The sequence below is a fragment of the Streptomyces sp. HUAS ZL42 genome, from assembly GCF_040782645.1.
Classification (GTDB): domain Bacteria; phylum Actinomycetota; class Actinomycetes; order Streptomycetales; family Streptomycetaceae; genus Streptomyces.
Map to the genome: position 1 here is coordinate 4,626,566 of NZ_CP160403.1, position 25,284 is coordinate 4,651,849.

General features: G+C 69.9%; 22 protein-coding genes. 11 read left to right on the forward strand and 11 right to left on the reverse strand.

Annotation, left to right across the window (positions count from 1 at the left end; all coding sequences use genetic code 11):
- Nucleotides 1-96: 96 nt before the first annotated feature.
- The gene (locus ABZO29_RS21185) at nucleotides 97-1,296 is read left to right on the forward strand and encodes a hypothetical protein (protein WP_367321769.1); all 1,200 of its coding nucleotides are present in this window, start codon (nucleotides 97-99) and stop codon (nucleotides 1,294-1,296) included.
- A gap of 12 nt (nucleotides 1,297-1,308) precedes the next feature.
- Here ABZO29_RS21185 and ABZO29_RS21190 read toward each other — a convergent pair whose 3' ends face one another.
- Nucleotides 1,309-1,839: a YbjN domain-containing protein gene (locus ABZO29_RS21190; protein WP_367321770.1), complete on the reverse strand. Its 531-nt coding sequence runs from the start codon at nucleotides 1,837-1,839 to the stop codon at nucleotides 1,309-1,311.
- A 138-nt stretch (nucleotides 1,840-1,977) separates the two neighbouring features.
- Here ABZO29_RS21190 and ABZO29_RS21195 point away from each other — a divergent pair, with 138 nt between their 5' ends.
- Complete coding sequence (locus tag ABZO29_RS21195) at nucleotides 1,978-2,463, forward strand: hypothetical protein (protein ID WP_367321771.1); 486 nt, start codon at nucleotides 1,978-1,980, stop codon at nucleotides 2,461-2,463.
- 48 nt (nucleotides 2,464-2,511) lie between these two features.
- Here ABZO29_RS21195 and clpB read toward each other — a convergent pair whose 3' ends face one another.
- Nucleotides 2,512-5,109 (reverse strand): ATP-dependent chaperone ClpB, encoded by a 2,598-nt coding sequence (clpB, locus tag ABZO29_RS21200; RefSeq protein ID WP_367321772.1) that lies wholly within the window; start codon nucleotides 5,107-5,109, stop codon nucleotides 2,512-2,514.
- Between the two features lie 132 nt (nucleotides 5,110-5,241).
- Here clpB and ABZO29_RS21205 point away from each other — a divergent pair, with 132 nt between their 5' ends.
- Complete coding sequence (locus tag ABZO29_RS21205; protein ID WP_367321773.1) at nucleotides 5,242-5,655, forward strand: pyridoxamine 5'-phosphate oxidase family protein; 414 nt, start codon at nucleotides 5,242-5,244, stop codon at nucleotides 5,653-5,655.
- A gap of 166 nt (nucleotides 5,656-5,821) precedes the next feature.
- On the opposite strand, the gene ABZO29_RS21210 is transcribed toward ABZO29_RS21205, so the two are convergent.
- On the reverse strand, nucleotides 5,822-6,157 hold the full coding sequence (locus tag ABZO29_RS21210; RefSeq protein WP_367321774.1) for a hypothetical protein: 336 nt from the start codon (nucleotides 6,155-6,157) through the stop codon (nucleotides 5,822-5,824).
- A 5-nt stretch (nucleotides 6,158-6,162) separates the two neighbouring features.
- Nucleotides 6,163-6,348, reverse strand: a complete 186-nt coding sequence (locus tag ABZO29_RS21215; RefSeq protein WP_367321775.1) for a hypothetical protein — start codon at nucleotides 6,346-6,348, stop codon at nucleotides 6,163-6,165.
- Between the two features lie 105 nt (nucleotides 6,349-6,453).
- On the opposite strand from ABZO29_RS21215, the gene ABZO29_RS21220 reads away from it, so the two are divergent.
- Both ABZO29_RS21220 and ABZO29_RS21225 read left to right on the forward strand, forming a co-directional pair.
- Entirely contained in the window at nucleotides 6,454-7,467 is a 1,014-nt protein-coding gene (locus tag ABZO29_RS21220; RefSeq protein WP_367321776.1) for a helix-turn-helix transcriptional regulator, read from the forward strand.
- Between the two features lie 258 nt (nucleotides 7,468-7,725).
- A complete protein-coding gene (locus tag ABZO29_RS21225) occupies nucleotides 7,726-8,691 on the forward strand; it encodes a LuxR C-terminal-related transcriptional regulator (protein ID WP_367326187.1) in 966 nt (321 codons plus the stop codon).
- Here ABZO29_RS21225 and ABZO29_RS21230 read toward each other — a convergent pair.
- On the reverse strand, nucleotides 8,654-9,694 hold the full coding sequence (locus ABZO29_RS21230; RefSeq protein WP_367321777.1) for a LuxR C-terminal-related transcriptional regulator: 1,041 nt from the start codon (nucleotides 9,692-9,694) through the stop codon (nucleotides 8,654-8,656). The two genes, ABZO29_RS21225 and ABZO29_RS21230, sit on opposite strands and share 38 nt — an antisense overlap.
- Nucleotides 9,695-10,047: 353 nt before the next feature.
- Between ABZO29_RS21230 and ABZO29_RS21235 the strand changes: the two genes are divergently transcribed.
- From ABZO29_RS21235 to ABZO29_RS21245, 3 genes are read left to right on the forward strand one after another with little or no spacing between them, the layout of a single operon-like run.
- Nucleotides 10,048-11,595, forward strand: coding sequence for a circularly permuted type 2 ATP-grasp protein (locus tag ABZO29_RS21235; protein WP_367321778.1), 1,548 nt, complete (start codon nucleotides 10,048-10,050; stop codon nucleotides 11,593-11,595).
- On the forward strand, nucleotides 11,592-12,524 hold the full coding sequence (locus ABZO29_RS21240) for an alpha-E domain-containing protein (RefSeq protein ID WP_367321779.1): 933 nt from the start codon (nucleotides 11,592-11,594) through the stop codon (nucleotides 12,522-12,524). Before ABZO29_RS21235 ends, ABZO29_RS21240 begins: the two co-directional genes overlap by 4 nt.
- 1 nt (nucleotide 12,525) lies before the next feature.
- Nucleotides 12,526-13,368, forward strand: a complete 843-nt coding sequence (locus ABZO29_RS21245; RefSeq protein ID WP_367321780.1) for a transglutaminase N-terminal domain-containing protein — start codon at nucleotides 12,526-12,528, stop codon at nucleotides 13,366-13,368.
- A 9-nt stretch (nucleotides 13,369-13,377) separates the two neighbouring features.
- On the opposite strand, the gene ABZO29_RS21250 is transcribed toward ABZO29_RS21245, so the two are convergent.
- Nucleotides 13,378-14,484 (reverse strand): sugar ABC transporter substrate-binding protein, encoded by a 1,107-nt coding sequence (locus ABZO29_RS21250; protein ID WP_367321781.1) that lies wholly within the window; start codon nucleotides 14,482-14,484, stop codon nucleotides 13,378-13,380.
- A 353-nt stretch (nucleotides 14,485-14,837) separates the two neighbouring features.
- Between ABZO29_RS21250 and ABZO29_RS21255 the strand changes: the two genes are divergently transcribed.
- Nucleotides 14,838-16,559: a PA14 domain-containing protein gene (locus ABZO29_RS21255; RefSeq protein ID WP_367321782.1), complete on the forward strand. Its 1,722-nt coding sequence runs from the start codon at nucleotides 14,838-14,840 to the stop codon at nucleotides 16,557-16,559.
- Nucleotides 16,560-16,621: 62 nt separating this feature from the next.
- On the opposite strand, the gene ABZO29_RS21260 is transcribed toward ABZO29_RS21255, so the two are convergent.
- The 5 genes from ABZO29_RS21260 to ABZO29_RS21280 form a co-directional block, all read right to left on the reverse strand.
- On the reverse strand, nucleotides 16,622-17,074 hold the full coding sequence (locus tag ABZO29_RS21260; RefSeq protein WP_367321783.1) for a helix-turn-helix domain-containing protein: 453 nt from the start codon (nucleotides 17,072-17,074) through the stop codon (nucleotides 16,622-16,624).
- 5 nt (nucleotides 17,075-17,079) lie between these two features.
- Nucleotides 17,080-18,255: a molecular chaperone DnaJ gene (gene dnaJ, locus ABZO29_RS21265; protein WP_367321784.1), complete on the reverse strand. Its 1,176-nt coding sequence runs from the start codon at nucleotides 18,253-18,255 to the stop codon at nucleotides 17,080-17,082.
- Between the two features lie 33 nt (nucleotides 18,256-18,288).
- Nucleotides 18,289-18,933, reverse strand: coding sequence for a nucleotide exchange factor GrpE (gene grpE / locus ABZO29_RS21270; protein WP_367321785.1), 645 nt, complete (start codon nucleotides 18,931-18,933; stop codon nucleotides 18,289-18,291).
- The gene (gene dnaK / locus ABZO29_RS21275; RefSeq protein ID WP_367321786.1) at nucleotides 18,930-20,777 is read right to left on the reverse strand and encodes a molecular chaperone DnaK; all 1,848 of its coding nucleotides are present in this window, start codon (nucleotides 20,775-20,777) and stop codon (nucleotides 18,930-18,932) included. Before dnaK ends, grpE begins: the two co-directional genes overlap by 4 nt.
- Before the next feature lie 94 nt (nucleotides 20,778-20,871).
- Nucleotides 20,872-21,906, reverse strand: coding sequence for an MraY family glycosyltransferase (locus ABZO29_RS21280; protein ID WP_367321787.1), 1,035 nt, complete (start codon nucleotides 21,904-21,906; stop codon nucleotides 20,872-20,874).
- 249 nt (nucleotides 21,907-22,155) lie between these two features.
- Here ABZO29_RS21280 and ABZO29_RS21285 point away from each other — a divergent pair, with 249 nt between their 5' ends.
- Nucleotides 22,156-24,450: a (Fe-S)-binding protein gene (locus ABZO29_RS21285; protein WP_367321788.1), complete on the forward strand. Its 2,295-nt coding sequence runs from the start codon at nucleotides 22,156-22,158 to the stop codon at nucleotides 24,448-24,450.
- A gap of 80 nt (nucleotides 24,451-24,530) precedes the next feature.
- On the forward strand, nucleotides 24,531-25,205 hold the full coding sequence (locus tag ABZO29_RS21290) for an FG-GAP repeat domain-containing protein (RefSeq protein WP_367321789.1): 675 nt from the start codon (nucleotides 24,531-24,533) through the stop codon (nucleotides 25,203-25,205).
- The last annotated feature ends 79 nt before the right edge of the window (nucleotides 25,206-25,284 follow it).

Sequence of the window (25,284 nt, forward strand, 5' to 3'; positions counted from 1 at the left end):
GCCGCGAAGTCACGCCGCCACGCCGGGCACCGCGAATCACACCCACCCGGGTGTGTATTGCTCGCGTATGCACCCTTTCCACTGCAATGTGCCGGTGTGACGCACGCCAGCACTTTCGCTCCGCCCACCGTACCCACGCAGTCCGGGCCGCCTCCCCCCACTCGCCGCAGGCCCGCCGTCACCGCGGCGACCGCGCTCGCCGTCTTCGCCGCCGCCCGGATCGCGGGAGCGGCCGTGCTCGCGGCGGTCGCCCGGGCCGACGGGAAACAGCCGCTCGCGCTGCTCGGCCGCTCCTGGGACTCCATGTGGTACCTGGGGATCGCCGCGCACGGGTACGGCCGCACCCTGCGCTTCCCGCCGGACGCCGTCCAGAGCGACCTGGCGTTCTTCCCGCTCTACCCGGCGCTGGTCCGGGCGGCGACCACGCTCGCCCCGCTCAGCGGTGGCGCGGCGGGACTGCTCGTGTCGTGGACGGCGGCCGCGGTCGCCGCCTGCGGGATCCACGCCGTCGGGACGAGGCTGCACGGACCGGCGGTCGGCACCGCCCTCGTGCTGCTCTGGGGACTGCTGCCGCACTCCGTGGTGCTGACGATGGCGTACACGGAACCCTTGCTCACCGCCTTCGCCGCCTGGTCGCTGTACGCCGTGCTGAACCGCCACTGGCTGTGGGCGGGCGCCCTCGCCGCGCTGGCGGGGCTGGCCCGCCCCAACGGGCTGGCGGTCGCGGCGGCGGTGCTCGCGGCGGCCGCGTGCGAGATCTGGCGCGAGCGGAAGGGGATGCGCCGCATTACCCACAGGCTGTGGACGGGCGCCGCGCTCGCCCCGCTCGGCTGGGCCGCGTACGTGCTGTGGGTGGGCCGCAGGAAGGGCGACCTCCTCGGCGGGTACTTCGAGGTGCAGCGCATGTGGGGCTCGCGCTTCGACCTCGGGCGCGGCTCGCTCGGCTTCGTCCGCCACGTGCTGCTGAACGGGGAGCGCTTCGTCTTCCCCATGACGATGGTGATCGTCGCGGCGGCCCTCCTGCTGTACGCCCTCCTCCTCGCCGACCGCGCCCCGCTGCCGCTCCTCGTCCACAGCGGCGTCCTGCTGCTGATCACGCTCGGCGGCTCCGGCTACTTCGAGTGCAAGCCCCGCTTCCTGCTGCCTGCCTTCCCGCTGCTGCTGCCGCTGGCAAGGGCGCTGGTGCGAACGGCCAGAGCCCGACCCTGGCACGCGACCCTGGTGGTCGGCGCCCTGGCCGGGCTCTCGTTCGTGTACGGCGCGTATCTGGTCGTGGTGGCAGGCACGCCGCTGTGAGGGTTCCGGGGACTACTCCTCGTCGTCCTCGGGCTTCTCCGCTTCGTTGATCTCCTGCTCGAGGCCGAGTTGTTCGACGAGCCACTTGTCGAACTCGATGGCCGCGCGCACCCAGCTGACGGTGGACGAGACGAAGTGCTCAAGGCTGACACCCGTGCCGATCAGCATCTGCGCCTCGCCGATGAGGCGGACGGTGCCGTCGTCGTGGGTGTGCGTGTAGACCTTGGGCCACAGGGTCCGGCGGTTCCAGTCGTCGACGGACTCCAGCAGCTGGGGCTTCTCGTCGATCTTGTGGGGCCGGTCGTAGAACGTCCGCACCGAGAAGACCTGCTGGTCACCCTCGCCGCGGAACATGAAGTACGTACGGAACTGCTCCCACGGCGCCGCGAGGTCACCCTCTTCGTCGACGACGTACTTCAGCTCCATCTGGTCGAGGAGCTGTTTCACAAGGTCCTGATCCGGGACGACGGGGCCCGCCGGTCCTTGGGGCTGCGGCTCGGGCTGGCCCCCGAAGTTCGGAATCGAGGACGGGTCGATGGTCACCGTGAATTTCCCTTCATGCGGATCCCGCCATCCTCCCCCATGCGGGGAGGGGGGTGGCAAGCCCGACGGGTCCGGTCGGCCGTCGGCTGACATGATCTGGCCGGTAGGGAACGGACGTACGCGGAGGTGGGGGGGCTCATGGCGCTGACACGCGACGTAACCACGGGGCGTACCAGATGGGGGGTGGTGGCCGCCATCCTGGCACTGCCCGCTCTGGGAGTGATCGGTTTCGCCGTCCTGATCGCGGCCTGGATCTTCTCCGACGACCCGTTCGGGGCGGAGCCCAAGCCGGTCCCGTGCGCCGAGGCCCTGCACTACGGCGGCGCCGCCCTGCCCGCCGGCGCGCAAACCGTGGGCTGCACCGAGCAGGGCTTTCAGGACACCGAGTACAGCGCCACCTTCCGGATGCCCCGCGCCGACGTCGGCTCCTGGCTGAGCGGCACCTATCCGGACGCCCCGGCACCCGGGACGGCGTACTGCGCCGACGAGGACGCCGACCTGTGTCTCGCCCTGGACGCCACCAAGGGTCTGCCCGACGGCGTGTCCGCCGACGCCGTACGGATGAGCGTGGTGTACGAGGACGCCGACACCGCGCTGGTGCGCTTCTCGGCGTTCACCATGTGACCCGGGCGGTGCGCGACCCGCACCGCCCGTGCCGCACGGTCACCCCGGTCACAGCGTCTTGCCGGTCGCCGGACCCACGATCAGCCCGTCGCCGAAGGCGTCCACCCGGACCGTGTCGCCGTCCTTGACCTCGCCGGCCAGGATCTCCTTGGCGAGGCGGTCGCCGATGGTGGTCTGGACGAGGCGGCGCAGCGGCCGGGCTCCGTACGCCGGGTCGTTGCCCTCGTCGGCGAGCCAGGCCAGGGCCTCGGGCGTGATCTCCAGGGTGAGTCGCCGCTCTGCCAGCCGCTTGGCCAGCCGGTCGATCTGGAGCCGCGCGATACGGCCCAGCTCGTCCTTCGACAGGGCCGAGAAGACGACCAGGTCGTCGAGCCGGTTGAGGAACTCCGGCTTGAAGGAGGCCCGGACGACCTCCAGGACCTGCTCCTTCTTCTCCGCCTCGCTGGTGATCGGATCGACCAGGAACTGGCTGCCCAGGTTGGAGGTGAGGACCAGGATGGTGTTGCGGAAGTCGACCGTCCGGCCCTGACCGTCCGTCAGCCGCCCGTCGTCCAGCACCTGCAGAAGGATGTCGAAGACCTCGGGGTGCGCCTTCTCCACCTCGTCGAGCAGGATGACGCTGTACGGCCGCCGCCGCACCGCCTCCGTGAGCTGGCCGCCCTCCTCGTAACCGACGTACCCGGGAGGCGCGCCGACGAGCCGGGCCACGCTGTGCTTCTCGCCGTACTCCGACATGTCGATGCGGACCATGGCCCGCTCGTCGTCGAAGAGGAAGTCCGCGAGTGCCTTGGCCAGTTCGGTCTTGCCGACGCCGGTGGGGCCGAGGAAGAGGAAGGATCCGGTGGGCCGGTCCGGGTCGGCGATCCCGGCGCGGCTGCGGCGCACCGCGTCCGACACCGCGCGCACGGCCTCGGTCTGCCCGATGAGCCGCTTGCCGATCTCGTCCTCCATGCGCAGCAGCTTCTGCGTCTCGCCCTCCAGGAGGCGGCCGGCCGGGATCCCGGTCCAGGAGGCCACGACGTCGGCGATGTCGTCGGAGCCGACCTCCTCCTTGACCATCGTGTCCCTGGAGACCTCCTCCTCGGCCTCGGAGGCGGCCTCAAGGTCGCGCTCCAGGGCCGGGATCTCGCCGTACAGCAGCTTGGAGGCGGTGTCGAAGTCGCCGTCGCGCTGGGCGCGTTCGGCCTGCCCGCGCAGATCGTCGAGCCGCTCCTTCAGCTCGCCCACCCGGTTGAGGGACTGCTTCTCCTTCTCCCAGCGGGCGGTGAGGCCCCGCAACTCCTCCTCCTTGTCGGCGAGGTCGCGGCGCAGCTTCTCCAGGCGCTCGCGGGAGGCCGGGTCGGTCTCCTTGCCGATCGCCAGTTCCTCCATCTTCAACCGGTCCACGGCGCGCTGGAGTTCGTCGATCTCGACGGGGGACGAGTCGATCTCCATGCGCAGCCGGGAGGCCGCCTCGTCGACGAGGTCGATGGCCTTGTCGGGGAGGAAGCGGGAGGTGATGTACCGGTCGGAGAGGGTCGCGGCCGCGACCAGCGCGCTGTCCGCGATCTGCACCTTGTGGTGGGCCTCGTAGCGGCCCTTGAGCCCGCGCAGGATGGCGATGGTGTCCTCGACCGTCGGCTCGGCGACCAGCACCTGCTGGAAACGCCGCTCCAGGGCGGGATCCTTCTCGATCCGCTCCCGGTACTCGTCGAGCGTCGTGGCACCGACCATGCGCAGCTCGCCGCGGGCGAGCATGGGCTTGAGCATGTTCCCGGCGTCCATGGCGGAGTCGCCGCCGGCGCCGGCGCCCACGACGGTGTGCAGCTCGTCGATGAAGGTGATGATCTGCCCGTCGGAGTTCTTGATCTCGGCGAGGACGGTCTTCAGCCGCTCCTCGAACTCACCGCGGTACTTGGCGCCCGCGACCATGGCGCCCAGGTCGAGCGCGACGAGCCGCTTGTCCTTGAGGGACTCGGGCACGTCGCCCTTCACGATGCGCTGGGCGAGCCCCTCGACGACGGCGGTCTTGCCGACGCCGGGCTCCCCGATGAGGACGGGGTTGTTCTTGGTGCGGCGGGAGAGGACCTGCACCACGCGCCGGATCTCCTGGTCCCGCCCGATGACGGGGTCGAGCCTGCCCTCCCGCGCGGCGGCGGTGAAGTCCGTCCCGAACTTCTCCAGGGCCTTGTACTGCCCCTCGGGGTCGGCGCTGGTCACCCGGCGCGCTCCCCTGGCCTTCTGGAAGGCGTCGAGCAGCTTCCTGGCGGTCGCTCCCTGCTGTGTGAGCACGTCGCCCGCCTGGCCGCCCTTGGCGGCGATGCCGATGAGGAGGTGCTCGGTGGAGAGGTACTCGTCGCCGAGCTCCTGAGCGCGCGTCTGCGCGTCGGCGATGACGGCGAGCAGATCGCGGTTGGGCTGCGGGGGCGCGACGGTCGACCCGGTCACGCTGGGCAGCGAGGCGAGCACCTTCTCCGCGCCCGCGCGTACGGCGGCCTGGTCGGCGTCGACGGCGGCGAGCAGATCGACAATGTTCTCGTTGTCCTGGCCCTGGAGCAGAGCGAGGAGCAGGTGGGCGGGGGTGAGGTCCGGGTGCCCCTCCGTCACGGCGCGGTTGCTTGCCGCGTTGATCGCGTCCCGGCTCCGGTTGGTCAGCTCGGCGTCCACGTTCGCGTTCTCCTCCTTGTACCGGCCGTCGATGGCGCGTCTTCCAGCGCTGACTCAATCAGCGTACACAAAGTTGAGTCTATTCCACTCAAGGTGGCCGTGGGAGGTGTACGGCGGCTAGGTTCCGGGCCCATGGCGGCATACCCCCAAGATCCCGGCGCGCCGGACGCGCCGTACCTCTCCTTCTGGCGGGAGAGGCACCTGTGCACCCTGACGACCCCGCGGCCGGACGGCACTCCGCACGTGGTACCCGTCGGAGTGACGTACGACCCCGGGGCGCGGCTGGCTCGGGTGATCGCGAACAAGGCGAGCGCGAAGGTGGGGAACGTCCTGGCGGCCGGCCCGGACGGGGCGCGGGTCGCGGTCTGCCAGGTGGACGGGCGACGCTGGGCCACGCTGGAGGGCCGCGCACGGGTCCGCGCCGAGCGGGAGCGGGTCGCGGAGGCGGAGCGGCGGTACGAGGAGCGGTACGGGCGTGCCCCGGCGCCGAATCCCGACCGGGTGGTGATCGAGATCGAACTGACGCGGGCGATGGGGCGAGGGTGACACAGGGTGCCGAGGCGCTTGTTTCCAGCCAGTACCTGTCGGCGCCCGATTGTGTCGATACCCGGAAATGTCCCGCAAAACTGCAGCGGCGTCACCGTGTTCAGGTCACGGTGACGCCGCTGCGGGGGGAAGCACCTGAGCGATCTGTTACGACGGGGGAATCGCGTCAGGCACTGCGGGGGGTGGCTATGGTCTGTGGGGCGGCCGGCGCGGCCGGTTCCGCCAGTGCGTGGTCCCGCTGGTCGAGATTGACGAAGATCATTCCGTACCGGATGGCACACCGTACGGGCTGCGGCGCCCCCCGAGGCCGCCGCAGACACCGGTAGGCCCGCACGTCTCCGTCCTCGTCCCGCGTGACGACGACCGGCTCACCGAACACGGTCACCATCAGCGAGTCACCGCTGTGGGGGATGGCGGTGACCAGGTCGATGAAGTGCCAGCCGGAGCGGTAGGCGGTGGCCATTTCGCGGCGGAAGGAGCGGTCGTCGGGTGGTGTGGTCATCGAGATCAGTCCCACCTCGTGTCAAGAGGGATGACCGGCGTGCCGTCACCGTCCGCCGCGACGGTCACAGACTGTTCGCCACCCACCTTGTGCACGTCGCTCTTCGCACCGGAGAGGCCAGCCAGCGTTCCGAAGGCCACAACGGCGGAGACGGCGGCAACAAGCATCGAGCGAAGCATTCTCTTACGCATAGTCGGCTTCGTCCTCACTTGAAGGTCCCCTCGTTCCCCCGTCGGATAAGACGATGGCTCATTCAGGCACGTCATGGCCACACAATCGGTGCATCATGTTCCTGCATGTTCAGGACCCTGGGGGGTGGAGATTTGGCAACAAATGGGACTAAGGCGACACATCCCCATGCGGTGACCGAGCTGTGCGAAGACGGAAGCCGCCTCTACGCGAACGCCCTGCGCACCGGACGCATCCTGCGAACGGATGTCGAGCCCGCTCCTTGCCTCATGGAGTTCGCCCTCCTCCACCCCGATCCCGACGACGCGAACTGGCTGCGCCCGGTTCCGCCGTCGGTCGCCCTGGCCCAGCGGCTCAACCCGATAGAGCGCGAGATCGCCGAGCAGCGACGGCTGTCGATCACGCTCTCCGAGATCTTCGAACCGTTCATGGCCCTCAGCGCCCAGGAGACCGCCCCCACTCACTCCATCACGGTGCTCGAGGGCCTCGACCGCATCAACGCGGCGCTCGACCTGGCGACCGCCCAGTGCCAGACCGAGGTACTCGCGGTCCAGCCGGGCGGCCGCCGCAGTCCGGAGAACAGGCTCCTCGAGGCGCTGGAACGCGACCGGCCGCTGATCGAACGCGGGGTGCGGATCCGCACCCTCTACCAGCACACGGCCAGGTACGTGCCCGACCGGCTGGCCTACGTCGACCAGTTCACCGACGGCAAGGTGGAGTACCGCACCATCGACGAGCTCGTCGAACGGCTCATCATCTGCGACGAGGCCGTCGCGTTCATCCCGATACGGGACGACCGGCAGGTCGCCCTGGAACTCCGTCACCCCGGACTGGTCCGCTACCTGATCAAGGTGTTCGAGTTCATGTGGAACCGCGCGGTGCCGCTGAGCGCCGGCGCGCCCTACGAAACCGCTCCCGACGGCATCACCGACATCCAGCACTCCATAGCCAAGCTCCTCGTGGAGGGCCACGTCGACGAGGCCATAGCCCGCCGCCTGGGCATGAACGTACGCACCTGCCGGGCGCACATAGCCAAGCTGGCATCCGCCCTGGGCAGCGGGAGCCGCGCCCAACTCGGCTACCTCATAGCCCAGTCGGGAATGCTGAACCCGGATCAGTGAGAGCCTGTGACTGAACCCCGGCCGGACCAGCGCGCGTCGTCCGATGCGTGCGATCGCACGGCGCCGGAAGGTCCTCGACGGGGGTCCCCCCGCTCGAGCGAAGCCAAGAGTGGCGGAGGAGCTACTGGGGCCGTGCGGCAACGCGGTGAGCGTGCGTGCCAGGCGGCGGCGCCCGGCCGGAGTTCAGACACAGGCTCCTGAGTCCGGATCAGTGAGTCGTCCGAGGGAAGAAGGCCGCGCGTGACATCACAGGCGCACATGCACGGACCGGAGGCGCTGTGCGAGGCGGGTCTGGATCTGTACACCCGCGCCCTGCGCGAAGGCCGGATCCACCGTGCGGACGCCGAAGGGGCCACCTGCCTCGTCGACCTGGGCCTGCTGCACCCGGCCGTCGACGACCTGGCCTGGCTGGAGCCCGTGGCACCGGTCGTCGCCCTCCACCGGCACCTGCGGACCTCGGAGGACCTGATAGCGCGTGAGCGCCGCCGCGAGGCCCAGCTCGTCGACGCGTTCGAACCCCTCCTGCGGCTGGGTGCCGACCGTACGACGGCGCCGGACACCACGGCCATCAGCCTCATCAGCGGCCGGCCGGCCATCAACCTGGCCATCACGCAGAGCATGGCGGAGGCGTCCACGGAACTCCTCGCCATCCACCCGCACACCAGCCACGTGGGCAAGCCCCCGGGCATCCATGCCGAAGCCCTGGCCCGCGACCAGTCCATGCTGGACCGCGGCGGCCGTATCCGCACCCTCTACCAGCACACCCTCCGCCACGCGCCCACCGTCCTGGCCCGGTACGAGCGGCTCGAGGGCGACGTGCAGGCGCGCACGCTGGACGAGGTGACCGAGCGCCTCCTCGTCATCGACCGGACCGTGGCCTTCGTCCCCGCCACCGCCGACCGCACGCTCGCCCTGGAGATCCGTCAGCCCGCCCTCGTCAACTTCCTGGCCACCACCTTCGACCGGCTGTGGCGCCTGGCCACCCCGATGTACCCCCAGGCCGTCCAGCAGCCCACCCTCAACGGCATCACCCCCCGCCAGCGCGCCATCGCCGCCCTCCTCGTCGAGGGCCACACGGACAACGTCATCGCCGACCGCCTCGGCATGAACGTGCGCACGGCCCGCGTGCACATCGCGAAGCTCGCCGCGACGCTGGGCAGTGACAGCCGGGCCCAACTCGGCTATCTCATCGCGCGGTCGGAGATCCTTGATCCGGAAGGCTGACCGAGGCGACCTCGGCCGCCAGCGTCGATCCCGCCAGGCCGGCCTGCGCTATCCGCACGCCCAGCTGCGTCCGGCTGGCCGCCCCCAGCGTCTCCGACAGCCGGGCGATGTACGCCCGGCAGGTCCGCACACTGATCCCCAGCCGCTCCGCGATGACCGCGTCCTGGTGGCCCTCCGCCAGCAGGGCCGCAATGGACTGCTCGCGGTGGGAGATGCCGTCGATACCGGTGGCGGGGATCGGGGCCGTCAGCGGGATCGCCAGCCGCCACAGGCGTTCGAAGACGGTGACCAGGTAGGCGATCAGCGCGGGGTGGCGCAGTTCGAGGGCCATGGTGCGGTCGGCGTTCGCGGGGACGAAGGCGACCGTGCGGTCGAAGAGGATCAGACGGTCGATGACCTCGTCCAGGGTGCGGGCCTCCACCGCGTCGCCCATCAGGTCCAGGTAGTTGAGCAGGCCCTGGCCGTGGCGCGCCACGTGGTTGTAGAGGTCGCGCATGCGCACGCCCCGGCCGCGCAGTTCGAGCGCCCGGTGCAGGCCCTCGGAGAGTTCGTGCTCGCGGCGGATGCCGCCCGGCTGGACCGTCAGCACCTCCGTCGTGCACGCCTCCGTCGCCTCGTCCAGGGCCGCCTGGATACGGGAGGAACCGTCCAGGACACGGATCGCCGTGCCCTCCCAGGCGCCGGAGGACGGGACCCGGCCGCGCAGGCCGGCGAAGCGTTCGACTGCCTCCACCGCCGAACCCACCCGGCGCTGGCTCGCGCTGACCTCGTCGTACACCCCGCGCAGGAGGCGGGTCATGACCTCCTGCGGGGACGTGGGCACCAGCCAGTCCATGTCGTCGGGATCGGGGTGCAGCAGGGCGAGTTCGAGCAGACAGGGGACCGGTTCGGCGTCGTGGCGCGGCACCCTGCCCCGCCGTACAGCGCGGGAATACACGCGATCCCCGGCGTCGCACAGTCGGTCAGCACCATGTGGATGCTCGTCCGTCCCGTGCCCGGCCATCGCCCATCCCACCCCGGTTTCCGCCTCTTCCGCAGCGCCACTATGCGCGGCCCGGAACTGCTCCGCAACACGGCTCTCCCGGCCAGAACCGGGGAAAACCACCTGTATGCGGGAGTTTCTCCAGGCCTCCGTCCGTCGCGTTGCAACAAGCTGATGGTGGTGGACCGTACCCGCCGAGGGCATGGTGGAACCCGCTTCCCCACCGGGCCGCGCTTGCCCGGTGACGGCCCGGCCGGACAACCCCCGTCCGGCCGGGCTGCCGGCCACGTGACGGCAACATCGGCCGTACGCACGTGAGCTGCCGGAAATCACCGAGTGACCGGCCTGTTACGAGCCGCACTTAACGTCCCCTCATGGCGGACATATTTGACGCATACGCGTTGGCCGATGCGTGGGACGAGATGTTCGAGCGGCCGGGTGAGGTCAGGACCGCCTATGAGCCGGTGCTGGCGGCACTTCAGCCGATCGAGCCGAGTGAACTGCGCTTCCGGGCCGACCAGATGGCCCGGGCGTTCACCGACCGGGGCGTGACCTACGCCTTCGCGGGCGAGGAGCGACCGTGGCCGCTGGATCTCGTGCCCAGGATCCTCGACGCCCTCGAATGGGATTTCATACAACGGGGAGTGGCGCAGCGGGTCAGAGCTCTCGAGGCGTACCTCGCGGACGCCTACGGGCCCTGCCGTGCGTTCGAGGACGGGGTCGTGCCCTGGCGGCTGCTGCTGTCCTCACCGCACTTCCACAGAGCCGCGCACGGCATGGAACCACCCGGCGGGGTGCGCATCCATGTCTCCGGCATCGACCTCGTACGGGACGAGGCCGGCGACTTCCGGGTGCTCGAGGACAACGTGCGTGTGCCCAGCGGCGTTTCGTACGTCATCGAGAACCGGCGGGCCATGACCCGGGTGTTCCCCTCGCTCTTCGCGGAGCAGCACGTGCTGCCCGTCGACGGGTACGCCCAGCGGCTCCTGGCCGCCCTGCGCGCCGCCGCACCCGACGGGACCCGGGATCCGCGGGTCGTGGTCCTCACCCCCGGCCCCAGCAACGCGGCCTACTTCGAACACGCCCTGCTCGCCCGGCTGATGGGCGTCCAGCTGGTCGAAGGGCACGACCTGGTCTGCCGCGCCAACCGGGTGTGGATGCGCACCACGCGCGGCGAGGTGCCCGTGCACGTCGTCTACCGGCGACTGGACGACGACTTCCTCGATCCGCTGCACTTCCGCCCCGACTCGGTGATCGGCTGCCCGGGCATCCTGAGCGCGGCCATGGCGGGGCACGTGACCCTCGCCAACGCGGTCGGCAACGGGATCGCCGACGACAAGCTGCTCTACACGTACGTACCGGACCTGATCCGCTACTACCTCTCCGAGGAACCGATCCTGCCCAACGTCGAGTCCTACCGGCCGGACGAGCCGGGACAGTTGGAGGCCGTCCTCGACCAGATCGACCAGCTGGTCGTCAAGCCCGTCGACGGCGCCGGCGGCTCCGGCATCGTCATCGGTCCGAAGGCCGACGCCGGGACCCTGGAACGAACCCGCAAGGCCGTCGCCGCCGACCCGCGCGGCTTCATCGCCCAGCGCCCCGTCGCCCTGTCGACCTCCCCCACCCTCGTCGGCGAGGGCATGGCGCCGCGCCACATCGACCTGCGGCCGTTCGCCGTCAACGACGGCAACGACGTCTGGGTACTGCCCGGCGGCCTCACCCGTGTCGCCCTGCAGGAGGGCAATTTGATCGTCAACTCCAGCCAGGGCGGCGGCTCCAAGGACACCTGGGTGCTCGCCGAGGGCCCCGCCGAAGGGCCCGGCCTGCAGCCGGCCGACGACGCGCCGCCGGCCGTCGCCCCGCGCCAGCTCGGTCCCGACGGCAACCGTACGGTCGTACAGGAAGGGGCGCAGCAGCAGTGAACGACGTGATCCTCTCCCGGATAGCGGAGGCTCTGACCTGGACCGGCCGCTATGTCGAGCGCGCGGACGCCACCGCGCGGATCCTCGACGCGTACCTGCACCGCATGCTGGAGGACCCCTGGCGCGACGAGGACGCGGCCTGCCGGTCGCTGTACGCGATCCTCGGCATGGACGCGGGCGGCGAGCCCGTCGACATGCAGCAGGTCCTCGACCAGCTCGCCTTCGACGCCCGCTCGACCGGCTCCATCGAGGGCGCCCTGGGCGCGGCGCGGCTGAACGCCCGCAGCGCCCGGGAGGCCGTCTCCTCCGAGATGTGGGAGTGCCTCAACGCCACCTGGCACGCGCTCGCCGACCAGCGGCGCGCGGCCCGCCGTACCGGCCCGTACGCGTATCTGGAGCTGGTCCGCAGCCGTGCGGCCCTCTTCTTCGGACTCGCCGACTCGACGATGAGCCGGGACGACAGCTGGCGGTTCGTCGTCCTCGGCCGGAGCCTGGAGCGGGTGGACATGACGGTACGTCTGCTGTCGGTCCGGGTGCTGGACGCGGTGCACGCCCCCGACTGGCCGACGCTGCTCAGCGCGTCCGGAGCCGACGAGGCGTACGCCCGCGTGTACAGCGGCTTCGGCGACACCCCGCGGGTGGCCGAATTCCTGCTCCTGGACCGGGACTTCCCGCGCTCGGCCCTGCACGCCCTGACGACGGCCGAGGAGTGCCTGTCCGCCCTCGGCCGCCCCCGCCAGGACCCTGCCCGCCGCCCGATCGGCCGGCTGCGCACCCGCCTCGAATACCTGGACTCGCACACCCTTGAGGACCACCTCCCCGTGCTGCTGCGGGATCTGCAGCAGGCCTGCATGGCCTCTGCGGAGGCGGTCGCGGAGCGGTTCTTCCCGTACCAGGGGCCCGTTGAGTGGGCCCAGGAAGGAGCATGAGATGACCCGCAGGCTCCGTATCCGTCACACCACCCACGTCTCCTACGCACAGGCCGCGGTCTCCTCGCACAACGAGGTCCGCATGACCCCTCTCACCCTCCCCGGCCAGACGACGCTGGACGCCCGGGTGACGATCAGTCCGACCGCCACGACCTGGTCGTACTGGGACTACTGGGGCACGCAGGTCACCGGGTTCGAGCTGATGGACCCGCACGCGGATCTCACGATCACGGCGTCGAGCCTGGTGGAGACGTCCCCGCCGGGCGAGCTGCCGCCGGCGCCGACGTGGGACGAGGTGGCCGGACACACCGCGAACTCACGCCTGCTGGAGTTCCTGACACCGACGGCCCGTACGACGGTCCCGGCAAAGCTGGTGAGGAAGGCGAGGAAGGCTGTGGCGGGCCTGGACCCGCACGAGACGGCGGTCGCCGTGTCGTCGCTGGTCGCGGACCGGGTGGCGTACCTCCCCGGCACCACCGGCGTGACCACCTCCGCCGCCGAGGCGTGGGACCAGGGCGCCGGCGTCTGCCAGGACATCGCCCACGTCACCATCGCGCTGCTGCGGGGCCTTGGCCTGCCGACCCGTTACGTCTCCGGCTATCTGCACCCGGAGCGGGAGGCGGAGCTGCACCGGCCGGTGGCGGGCCAGAGTCACGCCTGGATCGAGTACTGGGCGGGCGACTGGTGCGGCTACGACCCCACCAACCGCAACCGGGCCGACGAGTCCCACGTCGTGGTCGGCCGTGGCCGGGACTACGACGACGTCACCCCGCACAAGGGGGTGTACCGGGGAGTGGCCGGCGGCCCGCCGGAGGTGACGGTGGAGTTCACGCGGGTGGCATGACGCGACCCACTACTTCAGGTTGATCGCCTGGCAGTCCGCCTTGTACTTGTTCGTGCAGATGTCGGACACCTTGTAGATGCCGTCCGCGATCACCGTCTGCTTGATGTTGTCCTTCTGCAGGGCGACCACGGTGACCAGCTGGGCGGGGATCTTCTTGTTGGTGGGGCTGTCGACCCGGTCCGGGACGAGGGCGTCGAACTGGATGTTGTGGCCCTGGACCTTGGCGACGGCCATCTCCGCGGCGGCCTCGGCGAGGTCCGGGTACGGCTTGTAGACGCTCATGAACTGCTCGCCGGCGACGATCCGCTGCACCGCCGGCAGCTCCGCGTCCTGGCCGGTGATGGGCGGCAGGTCGGTCACACCCGCGGACTGGAAGGCCTTGATGATGGCGCCCGCCATGGCGTCGTTGGCGGAGTAGACGGCGGCGATGTTCTTCTTGCCGAGCTTCTTGATCGCCTCGGTCATCTCCTTCTCGGCGGTGTCCGGGCTCCAGGCGGCGGTGTCGTAGGACGCCGCGACGGTCACCTTGCCGTTCAGCTCGGAGAGCGCGCCCGTCTTGAACACCTTGGCGTTCGGGTCGGTGGGCGAACCGTTGATCATGACGATCTTGTCGGAGGTGTCCGCGCTTGAGCCCAGCGCCTCGAGCAGGGAGCGGCCCTGCACCTCGCCGACGAGCTCGCCGTCGAAGGAGACGTACGCGTCGATCGGGCCCTCGGCCAGCCGGTCGTAGGCGATGACCGGAATGCCCGCGTCCTTGGCCTTCGTCACCGTCTCGGCGATGGCGTGGGAGTCGACCGCGTCGAGGACGATGACGTCGACCTTGTCGTCGATCATCTTCTCCATCTGGGTCTTCTGCTTCTTCGCGTCGGACTCGGCGTTGGCGTACTCCGTCTTGCCGCGGTTGCCGGTGAGGGAGGCGATCTTCTCCTTCATGATGGGGTAGTCGAACTGCTCGTACCGGGTGTTGGTCTTCTCCGGCATCAGAACGCCCACGGTGACGTCGCTGCCCTTGGTCGGGCCGGCGTCGCTGCTGGTCTCCGTCGCGTTCAGCATGCTGCAGCCGGCGAGCGAGAGGGTCATCGTGGTTGCGGCCACAACTATGGCGATACGACGCATGCGGGGGCTCACTTCAGGTGCGTTTCGGACATGGGTACGGCGTGGTGGCCCATGTGTCAGAAAAGCCAACGCGGCGGCAACCTCCGGCGTCAAGCCAAACTACTTAACGAGATAGCAACATCACACTCCGCATAACGCATGTCGCCGCGCCGGTGAGTTGTGCAGGTCATATGGAGAAGAACGGAAATCTCTCCGAACAACCCTTACGAATTGTTCACCCGACGACAGTTCACAGACTGCCGGGGATCCGCATCAAGAGGCCGCCCACCAGGCCTACAACCATTCCCGCGCCTCAAGTGTCTTGATCGCCGACGGCTGCACCCTGCCGTCGGCGATCAGGACCGAAGGAACGTATGTACCCAGCCAGACGCACGACCGCCGCGGTCTCCACCGCCGTCGTGCTCGCCACCGCGGGCGGCCTGCTCACCATGGCCTCCGCGCCCGCCTCCGCCGCCACGACGTGCACCTCGCCCGTCTACAAGCGGCAGTTCTTCGCCAACACGGCGTTCTCCGGCACGCCGAAGAAGACCGACTGCGACACCGCCGTCAACGAGAGCTGGGGCACCGGCGCCCCCGCCTCCGGCCTGCCGAGCAACTACTTCGGCGTCCGCTGGACGGTGACGCGCGACTTCGGCTCCGGCGGCCCCTTCTCCTTCGCGGTCTCCGGCCAGGACGGCATCCGCGTCTATCTCGACGGCGTCCGCAAGGTCGACCTCTGGAAGAACGTCTCGACGACCGTCTCCAAGACCGTCAACGTCACGATCCCCTCCGGCAGGCACACCCTCCGGATCGACTACGTCAACTGGACCGGCTCCGCCGTCGTCAAGTTCGGCTACACGCCTCGCACTTCGGCGACCGTCGACACCGTCAAGCCGCTCACCCCGACGGGCATGGCGGTCTCGTACGACACGGTCCTCGGCCAGGCGAAGCTGACCTGGGCCAGGAACAAGGAGATGGACCTCGCCGGGTACAAGGTCTACCGGCGCCTCAACGGCACCTCGTTCGGCGGCACGCCGCTGGTGTCGACGGTCTCCACCTCGTTCACCGACACCCCGCCGAAGACCGGCGAGACGTTCTACTACGAGGTCCGCGCCTACGACAAGGCCGGCAACGTCTCGACGGGCACGGCCGACATGCCCGTCACCACCGTCGACCGGACCGCCCCCGCCGTGCCCACAGGCCTGAGTACCGACTCCGAACCGGAGGGGCTGTCGGTCGGGTGGAGCGGGGTCGCGGGAGCGGCGTCGTACCGGGTGTACCGGGCGGCGACCGCGGACGGCACGTACACACAGGTCGGCGGTACGACGGATCAGGTCGTGTACGTCGACACCTCGGCCGCCGAGGACGTCACCTACTACTACCGGGTGACCTCCCTCGACGCGGCGGGCAACGAGTCCCCGCGGTCTGCCGCCGTCAGCGGCGAGCGCCAGGACCTCACACCGCCGTCCGCCGTGACCGGGGTGACCGTCACCCCCACCGAGTACGGCTTCGAGGTGCACTGGGACGCCAACCCCACCGCCGACCTGGCGAGCTATGTCGTGCGCCGCGGTGAGCTGCTCGGGGACGAGGAGGAGCGGGTCTGCTCCCTCTACCCGGGCTACTACGTGTCGGCCGACACCACCTCGTACGCGTACACCACCCTCCCGGACGGCGAGGAGTCCTGCTTCATCGTCGATGCCGTCGACGACGCCGGGAACTCCTCCTTCAAGTGGACCGGCGAGGCCCAGATCGTGATCGCGACCGAACTCGACACCCCGCCGAGCGTGGCGACGCCGGAGGGTTCGCCGCTGACGCTCAACGCGACCGGCGCGGAGGGCGACGAGGGCAACCTGCTCGAGTGGTACGGGCTGGGCGAGGGCGCGCCGGAGCAGGCGGGCGGCTACCGCATCTACCGGTGGAACCCCGACACCTCGGCTTACGAGAAGATCGCCGACGCCGCTCCCGGCGCCTTCCAGTACTTCGACACCGGCGCCCGCCGCGGCACCACGTCGTACTACTGGGTGACCGCCGTGGCCGAGGACGGCACCGAGTCACTCCCGGCGGGCGACTGGGCGGTCACCGCGCCGGCCGCCTGATCCGAACAGCACGAAGGGGCCGGGAGGTTCGCCTCCCGGCCCCTTTCGTCTGCGTGTGGCCGTCAGTCCGACGGCCCCGGCCGCTTGGGCCGCCACACCACCAACGCGCCGGTCTGCTGCACCTCCTGGTACGGAACCAGGTCACGGCGGTAGGAGGCATGCACCGCCGCCTCCCGCTGCTGCATCGCCACGGCGGCACCCTCCAGCGCCGCCTCCAGCTCCGCGACACGGGACTGCAGCGCGACCACCTGGTTCTCCAGTTCGATGATCCGCTTGATGCCGGCCAGGTTGATGCCCTCGTCCTGCGACAACGCCTGCACCTGGCGGAGCAGTTCGATGTCGCGGGCCGAGTAGCGGCGGCCCCGGCCGGCGGTGCGGTCGGGGGAGACCAGGCCCAGCCGGTCGTACTGCCGCAGCGTCTGCGGGTGCAGGCCGGAGAGCTGGGCCGCCACCGAGATGACGTAGACCGGGGTCTCCTCGGTCAGTTCATACGGGTTACGTCGACGGCCATCCATCTCTGTCAAGCTCCCTTCGCGGCCTCGAACAGCTCCGCCCGCGGATCCTCGCCCACCGTCGCCTCGCGATACGCCTCGAGCGCGTCACGAGCCTTCCCCGTCAGGTCCTTGGGAACACTCACCTCGACGGTGACCAGCAGGTCTCCGCGGGTGCCGTCCTTGCGGACCGCGCCCTTGCCCCGGGCGCGCATGGTGCGGCCGTTGGGCGTGCCCGGCGGCAGCTTCAGGGTCAGCGCCGGTCCGCCCAGCGTGGGCACCCTGACCTCGCCGCCCAGAGCCGCCTCCGCGAAGGTCACCGGCACGGTCACCGTCAGGTTGTCGCCCTTGCGGCCGAACACCGGGTGCGCGTCGACGTGCACCACCACGTACAGGTCGCCCGCCGGGCCGCCCCGCTCGCCGGGCGCGCCCTTGCCGCGCAGACGGATGCGCTGGCTGTCGGTGACGCCCGCCGGGATGCGGACCTGCATCGTGCGGGACGACTTCGCCCGCCCGCTGCCCTTGCACTCCAGGCAGGGGTGCTCGGCGATGAGGCCGCGGCCCTTGCAGTCCGGGCACGGGTCGGTCAGCGAGAAGCCACCGCCCGAGCCGCGGGCCACCTGGCCCGTGCCCACGCAGGTCGGGCACACCCTCGGCGTGCCGTTCTTGTCGCCGGTGCCCGAGCAGGCCTTGCACGGTGCCTGCGAGGACATCCTGAGCGGGACCGTCGCGCCCTCGATCGCCTCGGTGAAGCTGAGCGTGACCTCGGACTCGATGTCCTGGCCCCGGCGCGGCTGGGTCCGTGTGCCGGTGGTACCGCCGCGGTTGAACAGGCCCCCGAAGACGTCACCGAGACCGCCGCCGAAGCCGCCGGACCCGCCCCCCTGGGCGCCGCCTCCGAAGAGGTCGCCCAGGTCGAAGTTGAAGGAGCCGCCGCCCGCGCCCGGCCCCGGACGGAAGCCGCCGTTGCCGAAGAGGGTGCGGGCCTCGTCGTACTCCTTGCGCTTCTTGGGGTCACCGAGGACGTCGTTCGCCTCGGAGATCTCCTTGAAGCGCTCCTCCGCCTTGACGTTGCCCTTGTTGGCGTCCGGGTGGAACTCGCGGGCGAGCTTCCGGTACGCCTTCTTGATCTCGGCCTCGGTGGCGTCCTTGGGGACGCCGAGGACCTTGTAGTAGTCCTTCTCGATGAAGTCCTTGGTGCTCATCCTCGACGTCCCTCCTCCCTCGTTGGTTCAAGCTCAGCCCTCGTCCGGGCCACCGCTCTCCTTGTCGTCGGCCGACTCGGTCTCGTCGGTCTTCACCGTCTGCGCTCCCGGCTGCGGCTCGGCCACCGCCACCCGCGCGGGGCGGATGGTGCGCTCGCCGATCCGATACCCGGGCTGCAGAATCGCCACGCACGTCGTCTCGCTGACGTCCGGTGCGTACGAGTGCATCAGGGCCTCGTGGATCGTCGGGTCGAAGGGCTCGCCCTCCTTGCCGAACTGCTGCAGTCCCATCTTCGCCGCCACGGTCTCCAGCGACTCCGCCACGGACTTGAATCCGCCGACGAGTTCGCCGTGCTCCCGTGCACGGCCGATGTCGTCGAGCACGGGCAGGAGCTCGGTCAGGAGGTTCGCGATGGCGATCTCCTTGACCGCGATCCGGTCGCGCTCGACGCGCCGGCGGTAGTTCTGGAACTCGGCCTGGAGGCGCTGGAGGTCCGTCGTGCGCTCGTTGAGCGCCGTGCGTGCCTGGTCCAGCTGGGCCACCAGGGCCACCTCTGCTGTTCCGTCCCCGGCCGGGGCCGCCCCCTCCTGGGGTGCGGCCTTCGGCTCGGCGTCGTCGGGGGTCGCGCCGGAGGGGACGTCGGGCTTCTCCTCGAAGCCCGGGGTCTCCTCCGTCATGCAGCACCGTCCTTGCGCTCGTCGTCCACGATCTCGGCGTCGACGACATCGTCGTCGGCCTTGGCCTCGGCACCGCCGGCGGTCGCGCCGCTCGGGCCGCCCTGCGCCGCCTGGGCGTCGGCGTACATGGCCTGGCCCAGCTTCTGGGAGACGGCCGCGACCTTCTCCGTGGCGGTGCGGATCTCGGCGGTGTCGTCGCCCTTGAGCTTCTCCTTCAGCTCGGCGACGGCGGCCTCGACCTCGGTCTTGATCTCGCCCGGGACCTTGTCCTCGTTGTCCTTGAGGAACTTCTCGGTCTGGTAGACCAGCTGCTCGCCCTGGTTGCGGGCCTCGGCGGCCTCGCGGCGGCGGTGGTCCTCCTCCGCGTACTGCTCGGCCTCCTGGCGCATGCGGTCGACCTCGTCCTTCGGCAGCGAGGAGCCGCCGGTGACGGTCATCTTCTGCTCCTTGCCGGTGCCGAGGTCCTTCGCCGTGACGTGCATGATGCCGTTGGCGTCGATGTCGAAGGAGACCTCGATCTGCGGGACGCCGCGGGGCGCCGGCGGCAGACCGGTCAGCTCGAACATGCCGAGCTTCTTGTTGTAGGCCGCGATCTCGCGCTCGCCCTGGTAGACCTGGATCTGCACGGACGGCTGGTTGTCCTCGGCCGTCGTGAAGATCTCCGAACGCTTCGTCGGGATCGTGGTGTTGCGCTCGATCAGCTTGGTCATGATGCCGCCCTTGGTCTCGATGCCGAGGGACAGCGGGGTGACGTCGAGGAGCAGGACGTCCTTGACCTCGCCCTTGAGGACACCGGCCTGGAGCGAGGCGCCGATGGCGACGACCTCGTCCGGGTTCACACCCTTGTTGGCCTCCTTGCCGCCGGTCAGCTCCTTGACGAGCTCGGCGACGGCGGGCATACGGGTGGAGCCACCGACGAGGACGACATGGTCGATCTCGCCGAGCTGGATGCCGGCGTCCTTGATGACGTTGTGGAACGGCGTCTTGCAGCGCTCCAGCAGGTCGGCCGTCAGCTGCTGGAACTGAGCCCGGGTGAGCTTCTCGTCCAGGTGCAGCGGGCCCTCCGCGGAGGCCGTGATGTAGGGCAGGTTGATCGAGGTCTCGGTGGACGAGGACAGCTCGATCTTGGCCTTCTCGGCGGCCTCACGGAGGCGCTGGAGGGCCATCTTGTCCTTGCCGAGGTCCACGCCGTGACCGGCCGCGAACTGCTTGACCAGGTAGTCGACGATGCGCTGGTCCCAGTCGTCACCACCGAGGTGGTTGTCGCCGTTGGTGGCCTTCACCTCGACGACGCCGTCACCGATCTCCAGGAGGGACACGTCGAAGGTGCCGCCACCGAGGTCGAAGACGAGGATCGTCTGGTCGTCCTTGTCGAGGCCGTAGGCGAGCGCGGCCGCGGTGGGCTCGTTGACGATGCGCAGCACGTTCAGACCGGCGATCTCGCCGGCCTCCTTCGTGGCCTGACGCTCGGAGTCGTTGAAGTACGCCGGGACGGTGATGACCGCGTCCGTGACCTTCTCGCCCAGGTAGGCCTCGGCGTCCCGCTTCAGCTTCTGCAGGATGAAGGCGGAGATCTGCTGCGGGTTGAAGTCCTTCCCGTCCAGCTGGATCTTCCAGTCGGTGCCCATGTGGCGCTTCACGGACCGGATGGTCCGGTCCACGTTGGTGACGGCCTGACGCTTGGCCACCTCACCGACGAGCACCTCGCCGTTCTTGGCGAAGGCGACGACGGAAGGCGTGGTCCTGGCGCCCTCGGCGTTGGTGATGACGGTGGGCTCGCCGCCTTCGAGAACGCTGACGACGGAGTTAGTCGTGCCCAGGTCGATGCCGACCGCACGTGCCATGGTTGATTCCTCCAGCTGACTTGAGTGGAACAGACTCAAGTGTGCACGACGGCTCCCACCCGGTCAACAGAGCTGAGTCGAGGGGACTCAACTCTTATCCGTTCCTTACACGCAACTGGGGACTGACCTGCGACGATGTAACGCGGCGAGTGCCGTAACGGGGTCCCAGAGGCTTGACGCGCAGCAGTGCGAACACGACGACGAGGGCTCCCCCCGCCACCCAGAACAACGCGGACGCCCCCACCCATCCCATGTGCACGAGGACGCCCACGCCTACCCCGCAGAACGCTCCGATGCCCAGCAGGACCGTCGCCCCCTGCGGAGTCAGCCCGATCCGCCGCAGCCGGTGCGCGAGATGGTCGCTGCCGCCGCGCAGCAGGGGGCGCCCGGCCAGCCGCCGCGACAGCACGACGAGCACGACGTCGGCGCTCGCGACGGCGGTGAGCGCGAACAGCACCCCCGCACTGGAGGCGAGCCCGTGCCCGGCCCGGGTGAGCACGGCCGCCGAGGCGAGTACGAAGCCGGTGAACATCGACCCGCACGCGCCGAGCGCCACGCGCGCGGGAGGCCAGTTGTGCATGAGGAACCCGGTCAGCGCGGCCGCCAGCACGCTCAGCAGCACCTCGAGGCCGTCCATCACCTCCGCGGCGGCACAGGCGCCCACCCCGAAGGCGGTGACGACGCCGACGGTGCCCGCGAGCGCATCGGCGTGGTCGAGCGCCCTGAATCCGACGACCACGAAGACGATCCAGCCGACGGCCAGCAGCCCGGCGGGCAGCCCGGTCTCGTCGTACGGCACCACACAGGCCGCCGCGACCGCCGTACCGCCGGCCAGGACCCGCGTTCCGACCCGCCGCACGTCGGCCATCAGCCCGAGGCCGGCGACGGCCGCCCCGGCGACCAGCAGTTCCCTGATGGCGGACCCCAGGGGCGCCACACCCGTCCAGTCGCCCGCCGCCGTCACGAGACAGGTGGCGAGCACGACGGCGGCCCCGCACACCGGAAGGGGCCGCTGCCGCCGCGGCCGGCGGTCGGCGTCCCGCAGGCGCCGGGCGGGCAGGCTTCGCACGGCCGTGAGCACGGCGGAGAGCAGCAGGGCGGCGGTGGCGGCGGTGATCCCGTAGAGCACAGCTATAAATTAAGCGGGATGTCATGATTTGCGGTGAATAACACCACCCACTCGGCGCGCCGCCCGCGCACCCAGACTGAGGGCCGCCTCAGTAGCACAGATCACCGACCACCCGGCTACAGTGCAGCGCAAGATGGGGGTAGTCTCAGAGGACCGCATAAGTTACCGCTTAGTAATCTCGAGGGCTCACCGCGGATCGCCTCCGCGGACACCCTCGACGAACCCCTCGCAGGCCCGAGGAGCCCCGAAATGCAACTCGCCGCGATCATCGTGTCGCTGGTCCTGACCGTGGTCGGCGTTGCGCTGCTCGCACGCGCCATCGGCCAGTTCGTCCGGTACTTCAAGCTCGGCCAGCCGATGCCGGCCGGCGCCCGGACCGACAACCCCTACCAGCGCAGCGTGACGCTCGTGAAGGAGTTCCTCGGCCACACGCGGATGAACCGCTGGGGCATCGTGGGCGTCGCCCACTGGTTCGTGGCGATCGGCTTCCTGACGCTGCCGCCGACCCTGGCGCAGGCGTTCGGCCAGCTCTTCCAGGCCGACTGGACACTGCCGGTCATCGGCGAGTTCCTGCCGTTCGAGATGTACATCGAGTTCATCGGCGTGATGACGGTCCTGGGCATCGCCGTCCTGATGGTGATCCGCCTGCTGAACCTGCCGTCGCGCCCGGGCCGCAAGTCCCGGTTCGCGGGCTCCAAGGCCGGCCAGGCGTACTTCGTCGAGTACGTCATCCTCACCATCGGCCTGGCCATCTACGTCCTGCGCGGCCTCGAGGGCGCGCTGCACCACGTGGAGGGCTACGAGGCCGGGTACTTCGCGTCGTACCCGCTGGTCCTGGCCTTCAAGGGCCTGAGCGTCACCGCGCTTCAGAACCTCGTCTACCTGACCGCGATGGTCAAGATCGGCACCTCGTTCGTCTGGATGATCGTGGTCTCGCTGAACACCAACATGGGTGTGGCCTGGCACCGCTTCCTGGCCTTCCCGAACATCTGGTTCAAGCGCAACGCGACCGGCGAGACGGCCCTCGGCGCCCTGCAGCCGATGACCTCGGGCGGCAAGCCCATCGACTTCACCGACCCCGGCGACGACGACGTCTTCGGCGTCTCCCAGGTCGAGCAGTTCTCCTGGAAGGGCCTGCTGGACTTCTCCACCTGCACGGAGTGCGGCCGCTGCCAGTCGCAGTGCCCCGCCTGGAACACGGGCAAGCCCCTCTCCCCCAAGCTGCTGATCATGTCGCTGCGGGACCACGCCCACGCCAAGGCGCCCTACCTGCTGGCGGGCGGCGGCAAGACGATGGAGGGCGAGGAGAAGGCGTCGGCCGAGGCTTTGAAGGACGTCCCGGCGCCGGCGCTGGCCGAGGCCGAGCGCCCGCTGATCGGCACCGCCGAGGACAACGGCGTCATCGACCCTGACGTCCTGTGGTCCTGCACCACCTGCGGCGCCTGCGTCGAGCAGTGCCCGGTGGACATCGAGCACGTCGACCACATCGTCGACATGCGCCGCTACCAGGTCATGATCGAGAGCTCCTTCCCGTCCGAGGCGGGCACGATGCTCAAGAACCTGGAGAAGAAGGGCAACCCCTGGGGCCTGGCCAAGAAGCAGCGCCTGGAGTGGCTGAAGGAAGTCGACTTCGAGGTGCCGGTCGTCGGCCAGGACATCGAGGACCTCACCGAGGTCGAGTACCTGTACTGGGTCGGCTGCGCGGGCGCCCTGGAGGACCGCGCCAAGAAGACCACCAAGGCCTTCGCGGAACTCCTCCACATCGCGGGCGTGAAGTTCGCGATCATGGGCGGCGACGAGAAGTGCACCGGTGACTCCGCCCGCCGCCTCGGCAACGAGCCCCTGTTCCAGGAGCTCGGCATGGAGAACGTCATGGCCCTGAACATGGCGTTCGGCGAGGAGCTGGACGACGACGGCAAGGTCGTTCCCGAGTCGGCGAAGCCCAGGTCGGCCAAGAAGATCGTCGCCACCTGCCCGCACTGCCTCAACACCATCGGCAACGAGTACCCGCAGCTCGGCGGCGACTACGAGGTCATCCACCACACCCAGCTGCTCCAGCACCTGGTGGACGAGGGCAAGCTGATCCCCGTCACCCCGGTCGAGGGCATCATCACCTACCACGACCCCTGCTACCTGGGCCGCCACAACAAGATCTACACGCCCCCGCGCGAGATCATCGCAGGCGTCCCCGGACTGCGCAACGAGGAGATGCACCGCCACAAGGAGCGCGGCTTCTGCTGCGGCGCCGGCGGCGCGCGCATGTGGATGGAGGAGCGGATCGGCAAGCGCATCAACGACGAGCGCGTCGACGAGGCCCTCTCCCTCAACCCCGACATCGTCTCCACCGCCTGCCCCTTCTGCCTGGTCATGCTCACGGACTCCGTGAACGGCAAGAAGAACGACGGCAAGGCGAAGGAGTCCATCCAGGTCGTGGACGTCGCCCAGCTGCTCCTCGAGTCCGTCAAGACACCGGCCACGGACGACGAGCCCCCGGCGGGCTCGTCGGAGACGGAGAGCGAGCCGGAGCCCGCGCCCGCGAAGTAGTCCTCACGGCGGTCCGACGCCCCCGGGTTCGATCCTGAACCCGGGGGCGTCGCCGTACGCATGGACCTGGCGGTCCCGCGGTGGTCCTGCTGTTCTCCCGCTGCTGCGCGCGGTGGGGGGAGGCTCCACACGTTCCTGGGGGCTCCGAGCACGCCGACCTGGTCGCCCGTGACGGCAGCGGTGTGCTGTGGCTCTACCGCGGCAACGGCACCGGTGGCTTCGCGAGCCGCATCAAGATCGGCGGCGGCTGGCAGATCTACAACAAGATCACCGGTGGCACCGACTACACCAGGGACGGCCGGGCCGACCTGCTCGCCACCGACACCTCCGGGGTGCTCTGGCTGTACAAGGGCACCGGCAACTACGCCGCTCCCTTCGCGACCAGGGTGAAGATCAGCGGCGGCTGGGGCGTCTACAACAAGATCACCGCTGTGGGGAACGTCGGCGGCACCGCCGCGGGCGACCTGATCGCCCGTGACAGCAGCGGTGTGCTGTGGCTCTACCCCGGCTACGGCAGTGGCACATTCTCCCCGCGCGTCAGGATCGGCAGCGGCTGGAACATCTACAGCGACCTCATCGGCATCGGCGACGCCAACCGTGACGGCCGCCCCGACCTGTTCGCATACGACAAGAGCACGAACTGGACGTACCTCTACCGCGGCACCGGCAACTCCGCGGCGCCTTTCGCTACGCGGTTCGCCTGCACGACCCCCGACCCCCTCGGCAATCCCTACCCCTACAACCTCATGGCCTGACACCTCCGTGGCCGGAAGGGACCGCCCGGGACCGCTCGTCCGGCGACACGGTGAAATCGACGACGTACGGGGGCGTGGA